This window comes from Micromonospora sp. GCM10011541 (assembly GCF_042650725.1).
In the GTDB taxonomy this organism is placed as follows: Bacteria; Actinomycetota; Actinomycetes; order Mycobacteriales; family Micromonosporaceae; genus Micromonospora; species Micromonospora sicca.
Genome location: NZ_JBHSBP010000069.1, coordinates 1 through 18,474 on the forward strand (window position 1 = coordinate 1; position 18,474 = coordinate 18,474).

Below are 18,474 nucleotides of genomic sequence, written 5' to 3' on the forward strand. Positions count from 1 at the left end.
GTGTTTGTCCAGCTCACACCCCAGATTCGCGGACTATATCGAAGCGAAGCTGCGGAACGCAGGGCACACCCCGACAGAAGGGAACACCTGACCATGGCGGAACGGTCCGTCTTCAAACGCTGCTCCTGCCGCGACAGCGACGGCCGCAAAATCGGTAACCGCTGCCCCCACCTGCGCCGACCCAGCGGGGCGTGGAGCCCCACCCACGGCCGGTGGGCCTACCAACTCGAACTGCCCACTCACCCCGGCAAGCCGCGCCGGCAACTACGCCGCAGCACCTTCGACACCCGCGACGCCGCCATCACCGACCGCGACCACGCCAAAGCCCTGCTCGCCCTCGCCAGCGACGACCCGGCCGTCGCCGCCGAGATCGCCGACATGCTCCTCACCGTCACCTCCGGCGCCCCACTACCGGACCGCGACACCATCGCCCGCCGGGTCCGCGCCGGGCTACCCGCCACCGTCACCACCACCGTCGGCGAATACCTTGAGTCGTGGCTGGCCTCCCGCCGCAACCTACGCAGCGTCCAACCCAACACCCTGCTCGCGTACGAGTCGCACATCCGCACCCACCTGGTCCCCCACCTCGGCGCCATCCCCCTGGTCAAACTGCGGGTGGAGCACATCGAGGCCATGTTCACCGCCATCGCCGACCGCAGCACCGCCATCGAGATCGCCCGCCAGAGCGACGACCCCGCCATCCGCGCCAGCGTCCGCGGCCTACGCACCACCCGACCGGCCAGCATGCACCGAATCCGCGCCACCCTGCGCAAGGCACTCAACGACGCCATCCGCCGCGGCAACAACCGGCTCATCGACTTCAACCCCGCCGCCCACATCGAACTGCCCTCCGGGGTACGTCCCAAGGCCCGGGTCTGGACCGCCAACGCCGTCCAACGGTGGCGCGACACCGGCGAGCGACCCAGCCCCGTCATGGTGTGGACACCCCAGCAGGCCGGCGCGTTCCTCGACCACGCCGAAGAACACGACATCACCCTCTACCCGCTGTTCACGCTCATCCTGCACCGCGGCCTGCGCCGAGGCGAGGCCGTCGGACTCACCGACACCGCCATCGACCTCGACAACTGCCTGATCAGCGTCACCCAACAGATGGCCACCCACGGCTACACACCCGTCATTAAGAAGGTCAAGTCCGAGTCCGGGAACCGGATCATGGCCCTGGCCAGCATCACCCGTACCGTCCTACGCGCCCACCACGCCCGCCGCGCCCAATGGAAACTCGCCGCCGGCCACACCTGGCCCGACACCGGACTGTTCTTCGTCCAACCCGACGGGCAACCCTGGCACCCCAACACCGTCACCGACCGGTTCGAAAACCTCGTCCGCGACGCCGACCTACCCCCGATACGACTGCACGACCTGCGACACTGCGCCGCCACCTACCTCAAAGCCGCCGGCGCCGACCTCAAAGACATCCAAGAACTCCTCGGCCACTCCTCCGCCGCCATGACCGACGTCTACACCTCCGTCATCGCCGAACTCGACGTCGAACGCGCCAAAGCCGAAGCCGCCGCCAAACTGCTCCCCCGCCGACGTAAACGCGCCGCGTAGACACAACCGCACGCCAGGCCAGGGCGGCATCTCGGCGCTGCCGCCCACACCGTCGAACTCCACTTGATCGCTGCGAGGCCGCCTGCCGCGGCCGCCGGCTGCGGCGGACCGTTGAGCGGGAAGTCCTAACAAGAGGGCGTTGGGCCTCAGCACTTTCTGGTGCGCAGCCCAACGCCGTCGTGCGTGCCGTGCCGGTCGCGCGGTGTCACGAGAGGAGGTTGTTTGTGCAGCTACACTCGCTGACGACTTCGGAAGGGATCAACTCGTGACCGACCACGCCTCTCACGCCTTTCGACCGAACAACACGGTCACCGTCCATGGAGCCAACAGCGGAAACATCGCGTCGGGCAACCGGGATGTCACGCAGTTCGCCTCGACCCAGGGCAACATGGCTACCGCCGACATCGCTGAGATCATGCGGGCGGTGATTGAGGTAGCCGGATCGTTGAACATGGCGGATCGTGATCGCGAGGAGCTTGTACGCGCGGCAGAGTCCGTGCAGTACGAGATCGAAGGACCGAACCCCGACGACGGCAAGATCAAGTCTTTGGGGTTCCGGGTGATCCGTTTCCTGGGCCTCGCCAGCGGTTCAGTGGTGTCGGTCGTGCTCACCAAGTACCTCGAACTGAAGCTTGGCCTGGGCAGCGCCGAGTGAGGGACGCCACCAGCAGGGAGTATGCACTTCTCGACTGGCTCGTCAGCTGGCGCCCGCCCGAACCGTCGGCGGTCGCCAGCCTGGGCGACTTGTTCGACGGAGACCCGCCGGCCGAAGAGATGGACCTGTGGCTGGAGACGCTACAAGACGTTGACCGGCGTGGCTTGATCAAGGCACATCTCGTCTTCGGGATCTTCAATAGCGCGGTTGTTCTCACGGGCCGGGGTCGTGCTGAGACCGAGGCGCGCCACAAGCGCCGCGATGATCCACTGCGCCGTGCGCAGGCCTGCCGTCAGGAAGTTCTGCGCTGGGTGTCAGGGTCGCGCGAGGACCTCGCGCCGAATCTTCTGTCCTTGCCTCGAGCGGCGTACGAGGGGGACGTGTTCACCCAAGCTGATGTCTCCGACGCGGTCGACTACCTGATCGGCGGGGGTCTTCTGTCTGCCGGAGACGGCATCGCTGGTAATGAGCCGCCCACTAACGTTCTGCGGCTTACCTCGCGAGGCAGGCGATACCTCGAAGGCGGCGGTTCCGACAGGTCGAATAGCAGCACCACGGTCCACGTGTACGGCGATAACCACGGGACGGTGTACGTCGGGAACCGAGACGTCACACATGCGTCAGCCCCGGCCCAACGGACCGCCACTGCGAGGACCGGCGCCGCCGCCGGCGAAGACGAACCGATCGCCTTCGCCACGGACCAGCCACCGCAGTTCGAGCGTTGGTCAGTGTTGCCCCCTGCCGCCGCGCGCCTTGCGTTGTATGCCCGCGATCAGAGCAGTGTCTACAACTCGCCGGTCACTGACGGCGGTAAGCGGGCCGAATTCCGGTTTCTCTGGCGAGTCGCTTGCACGGAATTGCCCGCAGCGCGAAGGGCAAAGCAGATATCTGACGCTTTGCTGGCCTTGCTCGGCAGCGTGGCGATGATAAACGCTCTTGCTCGCCACGTTGACATCGATGGCCTGGCATGGGCGCGGTACGGCGACCATGCCCGGGCCAGTTTCGGTGCCGTGCTCCGCGCGCCTGGCGACGACGGTGAGCCGGCGGCATGGGCCCGTTTCAGCCCTCCACCGGCCGCGGAGCATCAGCTGTTCGGCCGGGAGTCTGGATCCGCGGACCTCTTGCTCGCTGTGCGATTCGGTGACGGTGGTGGCCCGCTAGATCTGCCCGTGTCCCTGGCCGCCTGGCCAGAAACGTTCACCGCGTGGCTTGAGACGTTTGGTAGCGTTGGCGACTTTTTGACTGGTCTGGGCCTCGACCTCACCGCGCAGCCAGCCGCTCGGGCCGCAGTTGCGATCTCCACCCGCACTGACCTCGGCGACGTCGTGGATCTCACCTCGATCCCACGGATTCCTGGCACCTCCGTCTCAGGCTGGTTTCACACGGTTGCCGCCGCTGACCGATCCGGCGTGTCGGTCAGCGATGTGAGTTCCGCATGGCTCGCGGCGATGTGTGAGGACGCTCTTCACCTGGACGACTACGACTCCGCCCTCGGCCGCTGACGCCGGCAGTGGGGGCTGGGGTGCTACCGCTTATTGCGGGAGTAGGTGACTATGGGCAGATGTCCAATGCACGTAAGGTGGCCGTCGTGAGTGGACCGCTGACGGTCCTCGTGGCCGCCGCGATCTTCGGGGTTGTGCTGTGGAGGCAGGACCGCGCAGCTGGCGCCTACTGGGTCGCCGTCGCTGGCCTTGTGGTCGCGGCGATTGCCCTGGTGGTGACTTGGCTTACCTGGGTCCGTCCGATGAGCCCAGCTTCGTCGAGTCGCTCAGCGGTCAGCACCCGCCCGGACGTCAATAGAGTCGAGGGCGACAAGTCGTTCGGATCCGCGACCAACAGCCAGGTCGTGTACGGCAACCGAAACCGTCTTGGAGAAGGTAAGAAGGATGACCGATGATGGTGCCGCTGGGCGGGCGGGCAAGAACACCGTCGAAGGCAATCGGAGTTTCGGCTCAGCCCATCGTTCGACGATCATTCACGGCGACAACAACATCATCTATCCGCCGGCGGACTCCGATGACGACGATGAGCGCACTGCGGAGGAGGAACCAGCCTCTGCGTCCCACCCCTTCCCATGGAAGTGGATCGCTGGCGCAATCGTGGCCATCATCCTCTGCAACATCATTCCGGACCCGCCCGAGCCCAAGTCTTCATTTCCCGCCGAGAATGGCACACGACCGGTCTGATCGAACGACGCCGCTGTCCTCGGAGCGGCCCTTGGCGGACTGCAAAGCTGCGCGAAGGCCCTAAGTGTTGCAACCCCAGAACTGCCCCCAGCAGGTCAAGCACTGGGGGGCCGGCGATGCCACCAACGTCACATGGCGGATCCACGGTGCACCCGGCGACGGTGCCGTCATCCACTACAACGGCGAGGAAGGCCGCTTCCACGTGCTCGGCACTGCGGTCATGACGGCGTCCTACGAGACTACATCCGGCCCCGACCTCAAGTTGAGGATCATCGAATTCTGGGCTCGAGTCGAGTGGGCAGAGGGAAAGGCGAAGCTAGCAGAACTGAGAAACTACGACGATACGCCCAGGCCAGTTACCGAGAAGCGCAATCCCCAAGTCCCCGATCAGCTCGCTCTATCTTTGGTGAAGGCTGCTTTCGAGAGATGCGTGAAGACAAGGAAATCGCAGCTGCCCCCAGAATGCCCTGATACTTATTCTGGCGCCGGGTCGAGCAGGGTCAGTTGGAAGCTCAACGGCGACCCCTCCATCAACGCCAAGCCACGCTTCGAGCCGTCAACCGGGCTTATCCATGTCGGCGGTGATTACTCGGTGACGGCGTCGTACAGTCAGCTGTTCTTCGGGCCGACGTCCGAACCAGCCAGTGGCAGATACGACGCCATCTTGTCCGTCGATGACGGGAAGCCGCAGGTGCTGCGCATCAACACGGCATAGCCTCCTACCTCGACGACATGTTCGACGCGGGCACCGGTGGTCTCACGCAGCTGACCCAGGACGACCTGGCCCGCGCTCGGCGTCGCCTCGAGTCCGCCGTGCTTATCCGCGCGTGACGGTGACCAGTAGTTGCGAGGGCCTTCTCTGCCACCGGCCGGCGCGCTCATATCAACACCGGCTCACGGTTGAGCCGGTGTTGACACCCCCGCTCGAGATCCCGCATCGTCGAAGGCGCCAGTTCCGGGCGTTTGCCCAGCTCACGGCGCACCTGACCGAAGCGGTTCGCCCCGCCTTGCCGGTGTCACGATTGCCAGTTCACGCGCTAATGGTGGACCGGATGTGGCAGAACCCGAACCGCATTCCCGCAGCTCAGGGGCCGATCGTGGCGCTACCGGCGGTACGCCGACGCATGCCCTGACCGGCTTACCGCCGGTTACCCGCCGCACACTGAGAGCGTCCCGGAATACCAGGCGCTCGGCCGTGTCAAGAGGCTCGGCCAGATTGACTAATTCGAGGTGAAGCCCAGCGAAGGCGTCCACGACCCGGTCAGCCGACGTGCGGAGGACCTCCGGGGGCTGCAGGCATCACATGCACCTTCGAAAAGGCCGACAAGGCACAGGCAGGCGCGCGTGGGTTGACGCGACTACGGGCTGACGGATGTGACCGTCCCATCATCGGGGGTGCCGACCTCCAGTCGCGCGTCCAGCCGGCCGGACGGCCCGTGCGCCTCCGCGCCGAGCGTCGATGACCACGAGACGAAGATTCGGCCGGCGAGCACGACGCCGTCGACCGTGTTGCCCTCCTCGTGCAGCACAGCGCGTACGAGTGGCGGAAAGTCGTGTGAGACGGGTTCGTACCGCCGCAGAACGGCCAGTCCGAGGGCGAGCGCGCTCACCGGCACGGCCTTCCGGCTGCTGGCGTCGCGGGCCGCTAGGAGGTCGCGGCGGACCTGTTCGGCCCCCTGGTCGTGGAGGATGTCCACCTTCAGGGACGCGGCCAGATACGCGCTTTTGAGCAAAGCCAGCATGTACCTGTTGCGGTTCGGCGGCCGCACATCGAGATTCACAATGCCGGACGCGAGAGCCGCTGTGATCTCCGGATCGCCGCGGCCATCGATGATCAGACCGAACTCTCCGGCGGCCGTGCTCCGGAACAAAAGGTGGTCCGCGCGACGCCGTCCCTGGACAGCTTCCGACCGGAAGCCCGGCCGCGGGATCGCATCGTCATACCAGTCCACAAGATCGGGCTCCACATGGCTACCGAGCCGGTTGTTGCACGGATGGCACGTCCGAGTCATGATTTGGCCGCCCAGCCGCTGCGGCGGCACATGCTCGTCCGACGTCGCCGGTTCGCCGCAGATCGGGCAGCGCTCGGGGAACCGCGGCTGCAGCACCTCGATCAGCGTGACGTCCATCCACTCCCCGGTGTTGTGCGGACGCATCGCCAGGTCGATGGTTCGGCCGTCCCGCAGGCGGATGGACATCGACTCGGGTGGTTTCGGGCGCACGGGCAGAGGCTACTCCTCGGCGCCGCGGCGCCGTCCGCGGCGCGCGGCGGCCGGCACCCTGCCGGCCGCCGCCGCTCACGGGTTAGAGGCGACCGAGCATCCAGCGGAGCAAGTCGCGCAGTACCCGCCGGGCTGCCCGGCGGCGCCGGGGGCATCTTGACCAGACCGCTGGATACACCACCCCGTACAGCACGGACGCCGTGAGGATGGCGCCGGCGACGAGCGCCAACGTGTTGTGCAGTGCTGCGGTGAACCATGCGGCGAGGATCGTCCCGGCCGTCGCGGGCAGTATCAGCCGGGCGCGGGACGGCCGCAGCGACTGGTCGTTGCGCGGGTTCGGATTGCGGTCTCCGTTGCGAGAGGATCGGTTTCCGGGCATGGTGAAGCTCCCTGGGAGCGCTGCTGGGCGCTGTCCAAAGAGCGGAAACCCGGAGCGGCGGGCCGCAGACCCGTCCATGCCGCACGGACGCAGGCTGGAGTTCTGCGGGCAAGGGTAGCCTCTGCCCCATGGTGGCGGCCAACCGAGGCGGGGGAATCGTCAAGGTCCGATGCGACGACAGGGGCAACGGCGGTTGCGGTCGGCCCATCACCGAGATCACACGGGATGGCAACGGTCACGTGATGGTCCTCGGTGCGCTGGAGGCCCAGAACGGTGACCCCGGCGGGCGCCTCACGGCCCAGGTGCCGGGCATGAAGATCACCCGTCGGCGTCGCGATGCGGTGGTCGGCGACACCACGGACCCGACGGATCGGAAGCCGCCCGAGCCACGGGTAGACCTGATCGAGGCGCGCCTCATGGCCCACGAAGCCGGTCAACCGTTCACCGACGGGCTGTGGTTCGAGGAGGGCGTTGCCGCCGAACGCGCGAAGTACGAGAAGCTCGTGGCCGAGTGGGATCCAGCCGGAGTCTCCTCAGGAACGGGACGGCGTACGGTCGCGTGCAACTGCCGCCGCAAGCGCGTGGCAACGGTGACGCAGGAGCAGCTGAATGCCGCGTACGAGGCGGCAATCGCCGCAGGCCGCCGCTCGATCACCCTGGACGATCTGCGGAAGACGCACCCTCCGGCGAGCCGTTGATCCATCGCCCGTTGCGCACCATCGATCAGCGGTGCATCGCTATGATGACTCACCACGCGGCGGAAGCCCGCCATCTTCCGAACCGCTCGTCCCACGGCCCAGCCGCCATGCCTGATCTCGGCGCGCGTGCGGTTTCCGCACGTCATGGGCCACCTTGCCGCACCGGTTCGGGTACCGCCACATCCGGTTTCACGTTTGCCCAGCCCACGCGCTGTTGGTGGACCGGATGTGGCAGAACCCGAACCGCAATTACACTGTTCAGGGCCCGATCGTGACGCTGACGGCCGTACGCCGACGCCTACCTTGACCAGCTCACCGATGGCCATCCGCCGCAGCGTCGTCCGACGGATCCGATCCGCGAACAGCATCGGCGCTGCGGCCCCGGCAGCCCGACCACCACTGGTGGATCATGACGGCCAAGGCGGTGACCGCCTGCTGGCGATCTTCCGCCGACAGAGGTGCCGTCCTCGGCGCTCGCACTACCACGACCGGTGTGCGGCGCTTCGCTCCCGACATGGCCAGAACAACGACCGCACGGCCAATCAGGAACGAGACCCGTTCCGCCAGAGCTGGCCCACGCCGACTCGCCACCGGGGCTTCGCATCGACATAGAACCTGACTCCTCGACACCGGCGACTACATATCGTCGCGAACTGACCGCTAGCTCTCATGATCAATTCACTCATTTGCCGATGGCAGTGCACGTGGTTTTGGGCCCATTGCGTCGACGCCGGACTTACCCCCTGCCCTACGATGCAGTGATGACAGACCTTGAAGAGGAGTTCGCCTTCTTCGCAAAAGCGACGGAGGAACGTTCGGCCGAACATCGGCAGATAATCAACACCGCAGTTGAGAACAAGTGGTGGTCGATCGCGGGCTCACTTTTGCGCATGGAGCTCGACTCGCTCATTCGGGTGAATTATCTCCGCACCCACCCGAATGACAGGGCGCAGATCCTGTCTGCGTGCGTCGCCGGTCTCGGCTTTGGCATCCCGAAGCAGGACGGAGCCGGGATCAAACGAATCCCGGATGCAGTCATGGTTCCGAAGGGCGGGTGGGAGCAGCGGGTATACGACTTTGGAAATAGGTTTGTTCACCTGACCGAGGCGCATAACTATACCGAGCGCGATCCGTTTATAGCGCTTCCGGAGGATGAGCGGAAGGCGATCGTCGAGTACCTTGATCATTACCATCGCGGGAAATCAGGCGTCGAAATCCTATCAGTAGATTCACCCTTCGATAATGTTGCACGTTACGCACCGCATGTACTGGCGAAGATCATAGATAATACTCGCTACGGTGTGGAAGCGCTCGGCCGTGAGATCACGCAGAAACGGTATTGAACACTGGACAATCGGATAGATCGCAAGCCCTCGCATGCCGCTGTTCGTGCGTAGATGATCGGGTCGGCTGCCAGGCGGCGACTATCAATCAATTTCGCTCCGCGCGGCAACCTGAACCACTCCCTGAGCTCAAAAAGAATATGAGGATGACTCTAAGCGATTCGGTGGACTCGGATCGCCTTTCGCATGCCCTTGACCATCATCTTTCCGTTGGAGACGGTTACCTCCGGTCGGTAGGCGTAGTGATACTCGTAGTGATATTCCTGTTGGCGCCAAACGGAACCATTGGTGAGCTGAACCACGGTGTCACCTGACCAACCAGTCCAACTGCCATCTATACGGAGCGTCATGGGGTGAAGCTTGCCAGGTGGGTATGACAACTTTGTCTTGCCAACGACCGCTCGCGACACTGCGCGCTGCTCCGAGGAGCACGCGGGCCAAATATTGAGCGCACTCTCTGGCCGCGATTTGCCGTCACCGCGTCGAGGACCGGGCGAGATCGGTGACCACAAACGTCACATCGGCCCGGAATGGAAGCCTCGCAAGCCCGTCCACGTCGGCGGCCAATTGGTGTGATCTAGGACGACCCGGCATCGGAGGCAAGCCAGTGCTCATGCATGTCGTCAACTCGGTGGGCGCGGCCGAGGACCGCGGCCAGGTGCTCCCCGAAGAGCCGCTGCATCTGTGGCGGCTGATGCTGCTGGAAGACCAGGGCGACCATGGACAACTGGATCGCGGCTGCTAACAGCGCCTGCGGACGCTGGCCGATGGGCCGAAATTCCGGTTCGAACCCGCCGTCGACCTGGTTCAAATGATTGCGGATCAGATCGAACCAGCCGCCGTGCAGCGCGTCGGACCCGACCCGGTACGACGGATATGCCGTTGCCCCGAATGCCTGTTCGATCCGGTCCTGCGCGCTAGGCCAACCGATCTGGCGTCGACCGGGGATGGTGTCCAGGTCGATCCCGGCGGCCCCGGCTGTGTCCTCGATCGAGCGCCGCAGGCGTCCTTCGATCGGCAATTCGGTGCCGTCGCCACTGGCGCGGCGGCGTTCGATCACTTTCAGGAACTCGCGCTCGGAGATGAGGCTGTCGTACAGGTAGGCGCGGTGCCGGGTGCCTTGTTCGTCGTCGCGGCACAGGTAGGCGACATTCGCCAGCGTCTCGGTGAGCTGTCGGAGGAGTCCGATCTGCTGGCGTCCTTGGCCGTTGCAGACGTCGGCGAGCAGATCCAGGCAGAGCTTGCCAGCGCGCACCATCAGCCCGCAGCGTATGGCCGCGTTGATTGGTAGGGGTCCTTCCCGCGGGGCGTCGGCGAGTCCGTGGGCCAGCACGACGGCGGATTTGAGCAGTTCAACGCCCGCGTAGATGAAGGGGTTCTCGTCCGTGGCATCCTGCAGCTCGGCCCAGCGGGGTTCGAACACGTCCCCCAAAGGTCCGGCGACGGACAGGTACGGTTCGGGCACGCCGCTCAGGATATTGCCGAGCTGTGCACCTGCCCAAGGCAATAACGCCGCCAGCGAACCGGGCCCGTGTCGTCCCCGTGTCTGCCAGCTGCGCATGGCCTGGTACGAATCGACGCGACCTCAACCCGGCAGACGCAGAGGCACGGCGCGCCCGCCGTATTCCGGACACCGATGTCGTCCCACGACCATCACGGCGCCGACGATCGGGCCGCATTCATTCGCCGCGATCCGTTCGCTACCGGCTGTCACCGCTTACGGGTCGGCCAGCGCACGCTCCGCGTTGCCAGCTCAGTTAGAGTCTCGGCAGCTCATCGACGTAGCCGGCCGCCGTCGTCGGTACAGTGCCGGACAGGATCCGAAGCGCCGCGCGGGGACCGCTTGCGCGAGCCGGACCCAACCCGCCGACATAACTGGTCCGGCCGATCAACGTGCCGTCGGAACACTCCGCCGTCGCCGCATGAGCCCGGCCGCTCCACCGGGGACACGCACGTTTGCCCAGGTCAGGTCACATATCGCTAAGGCGGTTCGGGTACCGCCCAAACGGATTCACGTTTTGCCAGCTCACATGCCGTTGGTGGGCCGCCTGGGACTCGAACCCAGAACCTAAGGATTAAAAGTCCTCAGCTCTGCCATTGAGCTAACGGCCCGTTGCGCCACAGGCTACCCGAAGCCCGCCCCGCCGTTGGCGTCCGTCCGAGCGCCCGGCGGCGAGGCCCTGGGCGCTGAGTTGCGCGGCGGGTAGTGGGCGGCGTGGGCAGGCGGGCCGGCAGATGTAGACCGCGTCGCTGAGGAGCAGCCGCACGGTGATCATCGTGTTGGCGCAGTGGCGGCAGGCGAGTAGGTCCGGTGGCACCGAGCCCTTGTCGGGGGTGGTGGCGGTGATCCAGACCAGGACGGTCGAGGGCGACAGGCCCCTCGGTGCGGGCGGCGGCGCCGACCGCCCGGTGGAGTGTGGATTCGGTGGCCTGGCGGTGATGGACGTCCGCGACGACGCCGGCGACGAACGCCGCCGTCCAACTGTGACTGGTGGTCGAGAGCGTGGTGGGTTGAACCAGATGGCAGGCCGCGGGGATGAGCTGAGCGTGGAGGTCGTCGTCGCGCCGGGCGTGGGTGTGGTCCTTGTCTTCGGGCGCCGGCTGTGGCCGGCGGCGAACGGGACCCCCGGGGGAAGTGCCTCGCTGCCGCCGGCCACGAACCGGCCGCTGTCCCCGCCTGACGCGGCGGTCGGCTGTGCCTGGGGGTGCCCCTTCGGGGATCAGCTGGCCTTGCGGGCGCGGATGGTTCGTCGTGAGTGGTAGGGGCTCGTGCGGTCAGCAGCCTGCGGGCACCCGCACGCGGTTCGCGGGCGAGCTGTCGGGCCGGCCGCAGTTCAAGCGATGGCGACCGGGGGCCGTGGATATCCGCTGCACGAGAGGGGCGGCCTCGTCGACGGCGGCCCGCTGGTGGTCGAGTAAGGGGTCGTTGGCCCAGCGGCGACTATGTGGGCTAGGGGGTCGGTGACGTTCGTGGTGGCGCCGGTCAGTGCGTTGAGGGTGGCGAGGGCGCAGAAGGTAGTCGGGGCTGTAGCAGCCCTCGGGGGCCATGGCGATCCGCCCGCCGCCCAGCCGGTCCCCGGCGTCGACGAGCCGGCGGGTCGTGGCGCCGTAGGCGCTGGCGGTGAGCACCTGCCGGCCGAGGGGGTCCAGGACGCCGCCGCCGAAGCCGCAGGAGAGCAGGATCAAGTCCGGGGGCCGAAGCGGGGTCGAGGGCGGGGAGGACGACCTGGGTCCCGGTTGCGGCATGTCCGCCGGGACGAGGGCGGCCCTCCTCATCCCGGAAGCTCCGACCCGGATATCGGTCAGGCTTTACGCCCGTGGTTCGGTAGCCTGCTGTCCGTGGCCAGTTCCAATCTCCGCGTGCGCTTCGCGCCCTCCCCGACGGGCATGTTCCACGTCGGCAATGCTCGGTCCGTCCTGTTCAACTGGGTGCTGGCTCGACAGTCGGGCGGAACGATGGTGCTGCGGATTGAGGACACGGACGCGGCGCGGAACCGCCCGGAGTGGGTCCAGGGCATCCTCGATGCGATGGAGTGGCTTGGTATCGGCCCGAGTGAGTACGAGGGCCCGCTGTTCCAGTCCGACTACGCCCAGCACCACCGCGAGGCCATCGACCGGCTCCTCGCCGCCGGGCGCGCCTACTACTGCGACTGCAACCGGGATCAGATCATCGCGCGTACGGGCAGCGAGCACAAGGGCTACGACGGCTTCTGCCGGAACCGGGGCCAAACCGTCGGAGAAGGCCGGGCGTTACGCTTCCGTACGCCGGACGACGGCTCGACCGTGATCGTCGACCTGGTACGCGGCAAGCCGACCTTCGACAACGCGCTGATCGAGGACTTCGTGATCGCCCGCGGCGACGGGTCGCCGGTGTTCTTGCTGGCGAACGTGGTCGACGACATGGTCATGGGCATCACCCACGTGATCCGGGCTGAGGAGCACCTGCCCAACGCGCCGAAGCAGCAGCTGCTGTGGGAGGCGCTGGGAGCTGAGCCACCGGTGTGGGTGCACGCGCCGATCCTGGTCAACGAGAAGCGGCAGAAGCTGTCCAAGCGCCGGGACCGAGTGGCCCTGGAGGACTTCCGCGCCGAGGGGTACCTCGCCGAGGCGATGCGGAACTACCTGATGTTGCTCGGGTGGGCGCCGTCCGGCGATCGGGAGATCCTGCCCTGGGATGACATCGTGGCGGAGTTCCGGCTGGAGGATGTCAACCCCTCGCCAGCGTTCTTCGACGTGAAGAAGCTCCGAGCCTTCAACGGGGACTACATCCGGGCGTTGTCGGTTGAGGCGTTTGTCGAGGCGTGTCAGCCGTGGTTGCGCGCTGAGACCGTGCCCTGGCGGCCGGAGGCGTACGACGCCAGCGCGTTCGCTGCTGTCGCCGAGCTGGCTCAGACCCGGATCGCTGTGCTCTCCGAGATCGTGCCGATGGTCGATTTTCTGTTCCTCGACGAGCCGGCCGCCGATGAGGCAGCGTGGGCGAAGGCCATGAAAGCTGACGCCCCAGCGCTGTTGGCCGCCGTGGTCGAGGCGTATGAGACGTGCGAGTGGCGGGCCGAGGTGCTCAAGGCAACGCTGGAGACAATCGGCGCCGAGCGGGGACTCAAGCTCGGCAAGGCGCAGGCGCCGGTACGGGTCGCGGTGACGGGCCGCACAGTCGGGCTGCCGCTGTTCGAGTCGATCGAGGTCCTCGGACGTGAGCGAACCGTGGCTCGCCTGCGAGCCGCCCTCGACCGCCTGAGTTGACCCTTTGCGACCGGCGGATCGATCCGCCGGTCAACCTGTCGTCGATCGATCCGCTCCCTGAGCATTCCGGAAGATCCGCCTCCCTGGCTGAGACGGATCGGAGCGAGATTGGCGTACCCTTCATGAATCTTGAGAAACTGCTGGCCGACCGGCTGGCCCAGGCGTTCTCAACCGTGGCCGGCGGACCGGTCGATCCGGCCGTGCGGCGGTCGCAGCACGCGGACTATCAGTCCGACGCCGCACTGTCCCTGGCACGTCGGCTCGGCCGCCCGCCACGGGACATCGCCACCGAGGTCCTCGGCCAGGCTGCGTTGGCGGACCTCTGTTCTGCCGTGGAGGTGTCCGGTCCGGGGTTCATCAACCTGACGGTCGCCGACCCGGCACTCGGCATGCTGCTGTCGACCATGGCCGCCGACACCCGGCTCGGCGTCGCGCCCAGCGCCGCTCCCGAGACGGTGGTCATCGACTATTCGGCACCGAACGTGGCCAAGGAGATGCACGTGGGGCACCTCCGGTCGACCGTCATCGGTGACGCCGCCGTACGGCTGTTGGAGTGGCTCGGGCACCGGGTGATCAAGGCCAATCACCTGGGCGACTGGGGCACACCCTTCGGGATGCTCATCGAGCACCTGCTCGACCTGGGCGAGTCGGAGGCCGCCCACGAACTGTCCGTCGGTGACCTGGACTCGTTCTACAAGGCGGCCAGGGTCAAGTTCGACGCCGACGACGCGTTCAAGGAGCGGGCCAGGCGGCGGGTGGTCGCCCTGCAGAGCGGCGACGAGCTGACCTTGCGGCGATGCGGCCTGCGTCTTCCCGGAGGGCTTCACGGGGCGCGACGGGCAGCCGTTGCCGATCATCGTGCGTAAGCGTGATGGCGGATATGGCTATGGTGCCACCGACCTCGCGGCGATCCGCCACCGGACCCGGGATCTCGGCGCGACCCGGCTGCTCTACGTCGTGGGGCTGCCGCAGCGTCAGCACTTCGAGATGGTGTACGCGGTCGCTCGGCAGACCGGGTGGCTAAGCCCGCCAGCGGTTGCCGAGCACATCGGTTTCGGCTCGATCCTCGGCTCTGACGGCAAGATGCTGCGCAGCCGGGCAGGTGGCTCGATCAAACTTGTCGGACTGCTGGACGAGGCTGTGACCAGGGCCGCCGATCTGGCGCGGCAGAAGAACCTCAACCTCCCTGAAGCGGCCATCGCCGAAGTCGCCCGCTCGGTCGGCATCGGCGCCATCAAGTACGCCGACCTGTCCACCGACCGGAACAAGTGGGACCGGATGCTGTCGCTGGACGGAAACACCGCCCCGTACCTGCAGTACGCCCACGCCCGGATCCGGTCCATCTTCCGCCGCGCCGAGATCGGGCAGTTCACCGCAACCTCGATCTCGATCGTGCACCCGGCTGAACACGCCCTCGCCCTCGAACTGGTTAACTTCGGCACCGTCGTCACAGGCGTCGAGCGGACCCTGGAATTCCACCGGCTCGCCGGCTACCTGCACACCCTCGCCGCCACCTTCAGCGGCTTCTACGAACACTGCCCGGTCCTACGCGCCGAGGGCGAGGTGCGGAACAGTCGGCTGGCCCTGTGCGACCTCACCGCCCGGGTCCTGCACCACGGCCTGTACCTGCTGGGCATCGCCACTCCGGACGGTATGTAGCCAGTCGCGCCCTCAACCACGCTCGCTCGCCTGGCTGGCAGGTCTACTCCCTTGCGGACTCGGAGCTGAGCCGGGCTCCCGGCAGGCAGAAGGTGGACCGTGGGTCGAATGGGGGTGCGAGGTTGCCGAAGTTGGTGCCGAGGACCTCGTCGCTGAGCCGGAAGACTTCGGGTGCCCAAGGCCCGACCCGGCCACCGCTCGGGAGCCGGTCGGTGGCAAGGGTCGCGGTCAGCAGCCAGCCTCGCGGCGACGGGGTGATGACGAGGCTTCCGTCTGCGGCGCCGCTCGGGGCGGGGACCAGCCGGTCGCCGTTCCATCGGACTGCCGCCTCTCGGGGACTCCTCGGATCCGCATGCGTCGCAGCGCCGTAGATCGTGCAGGTGGCGGCAGCGGCAAAGGTTTCTTCCGCCAGTTGCTCGACAGCGCTGGTGTCGGGCTCGATTCCGTCCCGCGCGAGCAGATTGACCGCGTGCAGCAGGACTCGACGTTCAGAGGGCGCCGCTTCCATGGCGGAGGTGAGCCGGGCGTTGAAGTCGGTGGGGAGGAACCCGCCGGCGGTGAGGATGCCGTCAACGGAGAACCCGCCGCGGTAACCGAGGCGCTCGCGCAGACCAGCCCCGAGGCGCTCGGTCTGGGTGACGAGGTCGGCAGCGCGGCCGAGGGTGGGAACAGCACCAGCGCAGAGAAACGTCCCTTGTTCGGGCCGGGGAAGCGTCACGAGTTCCATGGGCGGAAATGGGATGACTTTGGTGGTGAGGGCCATCCCGTGCAGGCGTAGCGGGATTCCTTCGAGGAGTGGCATCAGCCGGACTCGCCAGGTCCCGGGTTCGGCGGTGGGGATGGCTGTCCGTGATGGGCCGTTGCGCCACCACCAGATGCCGTCGCCGCCGGCCGACGGTCCGGCGCCAATCGGCTGGCAGGAGCAGACGACTCCGGTGCCCTGGTCGACGATCGCCCCGAGCATGGCGAGGTCAGCGGTGCCATCGCTGACGATCGACTGTGCTCGGGGCACCCCGGCGGTGTCCCAGAGCGCGTCGACCACGGTCTTGTCCTCGAAGAGCCGCCACGCGGGCTGTCTGACGCCGATTCGTCGGCGGGCTCCGGCATGCGGCGGATCGAGCGGGTCGGGCAGAACGAGCGTCGCGGTGTTGGCGGGGTCGAAGGCGTTCGCCGGCCCGGCGAGCCAGCCGGAGCCGTCGAGCCCACCGATGGCATGGTGTTGCCACGCGAGGTAGTCGGACGCGCCGCGCAGCGTTCGACGGCGTGTGTCGGGCGGTACGTCGTCCAGGGCGAGGGCGAGGCAGCGGGTCGGGCCGAGTAAGTCTTGCCAGGCTCGCGCGTCGTCCACGCGACCGCAGACAACGATTACCTTGCCGTCGGGTAGTAGCTGGTTGATCTGCAGACCGGGCCCGATCATCGGCGTCGCCGCCAGGGTCGGTCTGTTCGGTGCAGGATCAGGTTCGCTGGTGTCTCGTGGACCAGTTCGTAGGTGTCCGAGCCGAGGTGGCGCTGGATGGTGCGGCGGTGCCGGTCGGGGTGGTCGTCGTCGAACTCGACGATGACGATGGCTGGCCGGTGCCGGGTGTGGTCGAAGGAGTCCCAGACGTCGAGTTCGGTGCCTTCGACGTCGATGCTGAGCAGGTCGATCTGGTCGATGCACCACTGGCCGAGGAGGTCTTCCAGAGTCCGGCAGGCGACGAGGATCTCTTGGTAGTCCGTACCGCGCCGCTGCAGACCTGACCAGGAGGGCTTGTGGGCGTACATGCCGAATGGCCAAAGCCCGCGGGTCGTGGATACGGCGCAGGTGTCCACGGCGCAGCAGCGGTGCCGGAGCCGTTGGTGGTTGCGGGGGTCGGCGTCCACGCAGAGGCCGCGCCAGCCACGGTTCTCGAAGTAGAGGCTGTTGCTGCCGCGTACACCGTCGCCAGCGCCGATGTCGACGAATACTCCGTGCGCTGGAAGGTGGTAGTTCTCTGCGAGCCAGCGGTCCTCGCCCCATTGCGAGTGGTACGGCGCGGGTTGGGTGTAGGGCAGCATCGCCATCATCCCCGCCACCGATGGATCAGGTCCTGCTCGCGGGCGTAATCGAGCCAGTGCTGTGACCAGCTGCGCCGCAGCGCCTGCCAGCCGAGTGCGTCGGTGATGCTGTCGGGAAGGGGCCGAAGGGTGAGGCCGGCGCTGGTGGCGCGGCTGTTGTTGACCGACATGAGCGCCAGTTCGGGGCTGTTGGCGGGCAACCACAGTGGGATTTCGGTCCATGGCTGTAGGCGGTGGGTGAGGGCGAAGTCCTCGCCGACCCGGCAGGGAGTTACGGCTCGGCCGGCACGGGTCAGGACCGTGTCCACCAGGGTTCGGGCGTTGAACCGGGCGCCGGCGACGTTGACGACGCCGCCAAGTTGCTGGTCGGCGGCGTTGCGTAGGAACTGGGCGACGTCGGCGGCGTCGATGAGTTGGATGGCCTGGCGGTCGTCCATCGGGACCAGGACGTCGCCGCCGCGCAGTGCGCGTTCGAGCCAGTAGGCGAGGCGTTCGCTGTCGTCGTACCGGCCGATGACCAGGCCGAGGCGGGCAATGAGCAGGGGTACGTTGATCCGGTCGAGGCGACGCCGGAGGTATCGCTCACAGCGGAGCTTGCGGGTGGCGGAGGCGCGTACCGGGTGGGAGGCGTCAGCCGCGATCGTGGGCGCCCGTTCGGTCAGGCCGTGTCCGCGGGGTGCTCTGCGGTACACCCCGCAAGTGGAGATCAGGGTGTATTGGCCGACGTTGCCGAGCAGGGGCAGAACGGGGCGCAGGTCGTCGACGTCGCCGGCACTGGTGTCGATGACCACGTCCCACGGTTCGGCGAGGACGGCGGTGGCTTCGAGTGTCGGTGCGCGCCGGTCGGTCAGGACGTGGCGCGCGATCCCAGCGAAGGGTGATGGTGAGCGGCCCCGGTAGAGCACCGTGACGTCGTCTCCGCGCCTGAGGCATTCCTCCACGATGTGCCGGCCAACGAATCGGGTGCCGCCGAGCATGAG

At 67.1% G+C, this 18,474-nt stretch carries 17 protein-coding genes, 1 tRNA gene and 1 pseudogene; 11 read left to right on the plus strand and 8 right to left on the minus strand.

The window, feature by feature from the left end; genetic code table 11:
- Positions 1-93: 93 nt before the first annotated feature.
- The 6 genes from ACFOYX_RS27850 to ACFOYX_RS27875 all read left to right on the plus strand — a co-directional run bounded on the left by ACFOYX_RS27850 (position 94) and on the right by ACFOYX_RS27875 (position 5,128).
- Positions 94-1,572, plus strand: coding sequence for a tyrosine-type recombinase/integrase (locus ACFOYX_RS27850; RefSeq protein WP_322443778.1), 1,479 nt, complete (start codon positions 94-96; stop codon positions 1,570-1,572).
- A gap of 265 nt (positions 1,573-1,837) precedes the next feature.
- Positions 1,838-2,227, plus strand: a complete 390-nt coding sequence (locus ACFOYX_RS27855; protein WP_322443777.1) for a hypothetical protein — start codon at positions 1,838-1,840, stop codon at positions 2,225-2,227.
- Positions 2,224-3,729: a hypothetical protein gene (locus ACFOYX_RS27860; protein WP_322443776.1), complete on the plus strand. Its 1,506-nt coding sequence runs from the start codon at positions 2,224-2,226 to the stop codon at positions 3,727-3,729. Before ACFOYX_RS27855 ends, ACFOYX_RS27860 begins: the two co-directional genes overlap by 4 nt.
- An 86-nt stretch (positions 3,730-3,815) precedes the next feature.
- Positions 3,816-4,124 carry a hypothetical protein gene (locus ACFOYX_RS27865; RefSeq protein ID WP_322443775.1) on the plus strand — a complete coding sequence of 103 codons (309 nt, stop codon included), beginning with the start codon at positions 3,816-3,818 and terminating at the stop codon, positions 4,122-4,124.
- Positions 4,114-4,413, plus strand: a complete 300-nt coding sequence (locus tag ACFOYX_RS27870) for a hypothetical protein (RefSeq protein WP_322443774.1) — start codon at positions 4,114-4,116, stop codon at positions 4,411-4,413. The genes ACFOYX_RS27865 and ACFOYX_RS27870 overlap by 11 nt, the downstream gene beginning before the upstream one ends.
- Before the next feature lie 64 nt (positions 4,414-4,477).
- Positions 4,478-5,128, plus strand: coding sequence for a hypothetical protein (locus ACFOYX_RS27875; protein WP_322443773.1), 651 nt, complete (start codon positions 4,478-4,480; stop codon positions 5,126-5,128).
- A gap of 643 nt (positions 5,129-5,771) precedes the next feature.
- Here ACFOYX_RS27875 and ACFOYX_RS27880 read toward each other — a convergent pair.
- Together ACFOYX_RS27880 and ACFOYX_RS27885 are read right to left on the minus strand one after the other, a co-directional pair.
- Positions 5,772-6,611, minus strand: a complete 840-nt coding sequence (locus ACFOYX_RS27880; protein ID WP_322443772.1) for an HNH endonuclease — start codon at positions 6,609-6,611, stop codon at positions 5,772-5,774.
- Between the two features lie 106 nt (positions 6,612-6,717).
- Positions 6,718-7,014, minus strand: a complete 297-nt coding sequence (locus ACFOYX_RS27885; RefSeq protein WP_322443771.1) for a hypothetical protein — start codon at positions 7,012-7,014, stop codon at positions 6,718-6,720.
- Positions 7,015-7,142: 128 nt separating this feature from the next.
- Here ACFOYX_RS27885 and ACFOYX_RS27890 point away from each other — a divergent pair, with 128 nt between their 5' ends.
- Both ACFOYX_RS27890 and ACFOYX_RS27895 read left to right on the plus strand, forming a co-directional pair.
- The gene (locus ACFOYX_RS27890) at positions 7,143-7,712 is read left to right on the plus strand and encodes a hypothetical protein (protein ID WP_322443770.1); all 570 of its coding nucleotides are present in this window, start codon (positions 7,143-7,145) and stop codon (positions 7,710-7,712) included.
- A gap of 761 nt (positions 7,713-8,473) precedes the next feature.
- Positions 8,474-9,055: a hypothetical protein gene (locus ACFOYX_RS27895; protein WP_322443769.1), complete on the plus strand. Its 582-nt coding sequence runs from the start codon at positions 8,474-8,476 to the stop codon at positions 9,053-9,055.
- A 577-nt stretch (positions 9,056-9,632) separates the two neighbouring features.
- Here ACFOYX_RS27895 and ACFOYX_RS27900 read toward each other — a convergent pair.
- On the minus strand, positions 9,633-10,520 hold the full coding sequence (locus ACFOYX_RS27900) for a DUF5677 domain-containing protein (protein WP_322443768.1): 888 nt from the start codon (positions 10,518-10,520) through the stop codon (positions 9,633-9,635).
- A gap of 572 nt (positions 10,521-11,092) precedes the next feature.
- A tRNA-Lys gene (locus tag ACFOYX_RS27905) sits at positions 11,093-11,167 on the minus strand.
- A 156-nt stretch (positions 11,168-11,323) separates the two neighbouring features.
- On the opposite strand from ACFOYX_RS27905, the gene ACFOYX_RS27910 reads away from it, so the two are divergent.
- Complete coding sequence (locus tag ACFOYX_RS27910) at positions 11,324-11,818, plus strand: hypothetical protein (RefSeq protein ID WP_322443767.1); 495 nt, start codon at positions 11,324-11,326, stop codon at positions 11,816-11,818.
- Between the two features lie 12 nt (positions 11,819-11,830).
- On the opposite strand, the gene ACFOYX_RS27915 is transcribed toward ACFOYX_RS27910, so the two are convergent.
- Positions 11,831-12,331 carry a hypothetical protein gene (locus ACFOYX_RS27915; protein WP_369292989.1) on the minus strand — a complete coding sequence of 167 codons (501 nt, stop codon included), beginning with the start codon at positions 12,329-12,331 and terminating at the stop codon, positions 11,831-11,833.
- Between the two features lie 63 nt (positions 12,332-12,394).
- On the opposite strand from ACFOYX_RS27915, the gene gltX reads away from it, so the two are divergent.
- Entirely contained in the window at positions 12,395-13,798 is a 1,404-nt protein-coding gene (gltX, locus tag ACFOYX_RS27920) for a glutamate--tRNA ligase (protein WP_322443766.1), read from the plus strand.
- A gap of 122 nt (positions 13,799-13,920) precedes the next feature.
- A pseudogene (locus tag ACFOYX_RS27925) lies at positions 13,921-15,457 on the plus strand (arginine--tRNA ligase).
- A gap of 43 nt (positions 15,458-15,500) precedes the next feature.
- Here the strand turns inward: ACFOYX_RS27925 and ACFOYX_RS27930 are convergent.
- From ACFOYX_RS27930 to ACFOYX_RS27940, 3 genes are read right to left on the minus strand one after another with little or no spacing between them, the layout of a single operon-like run.
- A complete protein-coding gene (locus ACFOYX_RS27930) occupies positions 15,501-16,874 on the minus strand; it encodes a hypothetical protein (RefSeq protein WP_322443765.1) in 1,374 nt (457 codons plus the stop codon).
- Positions 16,871-17,494, minus strand: a complete 624-nt coding sequence (locus ACFOYX_RS27935; RefSeq protein WP_322443764.1) for an FkbM family methyltransferase — start codon at positions 17,492-17,494, stop codon at positions 16,871-16,873. The genes ACFOYX_RS27930 and ACFOYX_RS27935 overlap by 4 nt, the downstream gene beginning before the upstream one ends.
- A 5-nt stretch (positions 17,495-17,499) precedes the next feature.
- Positions 17,500-18,471, minus strand: coding sequence for an NAD-dependent epimerase/dehydratase family protein (locus ACFOYX_RS27940; protein ID WP_322443781.1), 972 nt, complete (start codon positions 18,469-18,471; stop codon positions 17,500-17,502).
- Between the last annotated feature and the right edge of the window lie 3 nt (positions 18,472-18,474).

Coding starts and splice junctions, on each gene's coding strand:
- ACFOYX_RS27935 (WP_322443764.1), bottom strand. CDS start 17,494: ATGCTGCCCTACACCCAACCCGCGCCGTACCACTCGCAATGGGGCGAG.
- ACFOYX_RS27915 (WP_369292989.1), bottom strand. CDS start 12,331: ATGAGGAGGGCCGCCCTCGTCCCGGCGGACATGCCGCAACCGGGACCC.
- ACFOYX_RS27885 (WP_322443771.1), bottom strand. CDS start 7,014: ATGCCCGGAAACCGATCCTCTCGCAACGGAGACCGCAATCCGAACCCG.
- ACFOYX_RS27880 (WP_322443772.1), bottom strand. CDS start 6,611: ATGTCCATCCGCCTGCGGGACGGCCGAACCATCGACCTGGCGATGCGT.
- ACFOYX_RS27850 (WP_322443778.1), top strand. CDS start 94: ATGGCGGAACGGTCCGTCTTCAAACGCTGCTCCTGCCGCGACAGCGAC.
- ACFOYX_RS27895 (WP_322443769.1), top strand. CDS start 8,474: ATGACAGACCTTGAAGAGGAGTTCGCCTTCTTCGCAAAAGCGACGGAG.
- ACFOYX_RS27930 (WP_322443765.1), bottom strand. CDS start 16,874: ATGATCGGGCCCGGTCTGCAGATCAACCAGCTACTACCCGACGGCAAG.
- ACFOYX_RS27870 (WP_322443774.1), top strand. CDS start 4,114: ATGACCGATGATGGTGCCGCTGGGCGGGCGGGCAAGAACACCGTCGAA.
- ACFOYX_RS27940 (WP_322443781.1), bottom strand. CDS start 18,471: ATGCTCGGCGGCACCCGATTCGTTGGCCGGCACATCGTGGAGGAATGC.
- ACFOYX_RS27890 (WP_322443770.1), top strand. CDS start 7,143: ATGGTGGCGGCCAACCGAGGCGGGGGAATCGTCAAGGTCCGATGCGAC.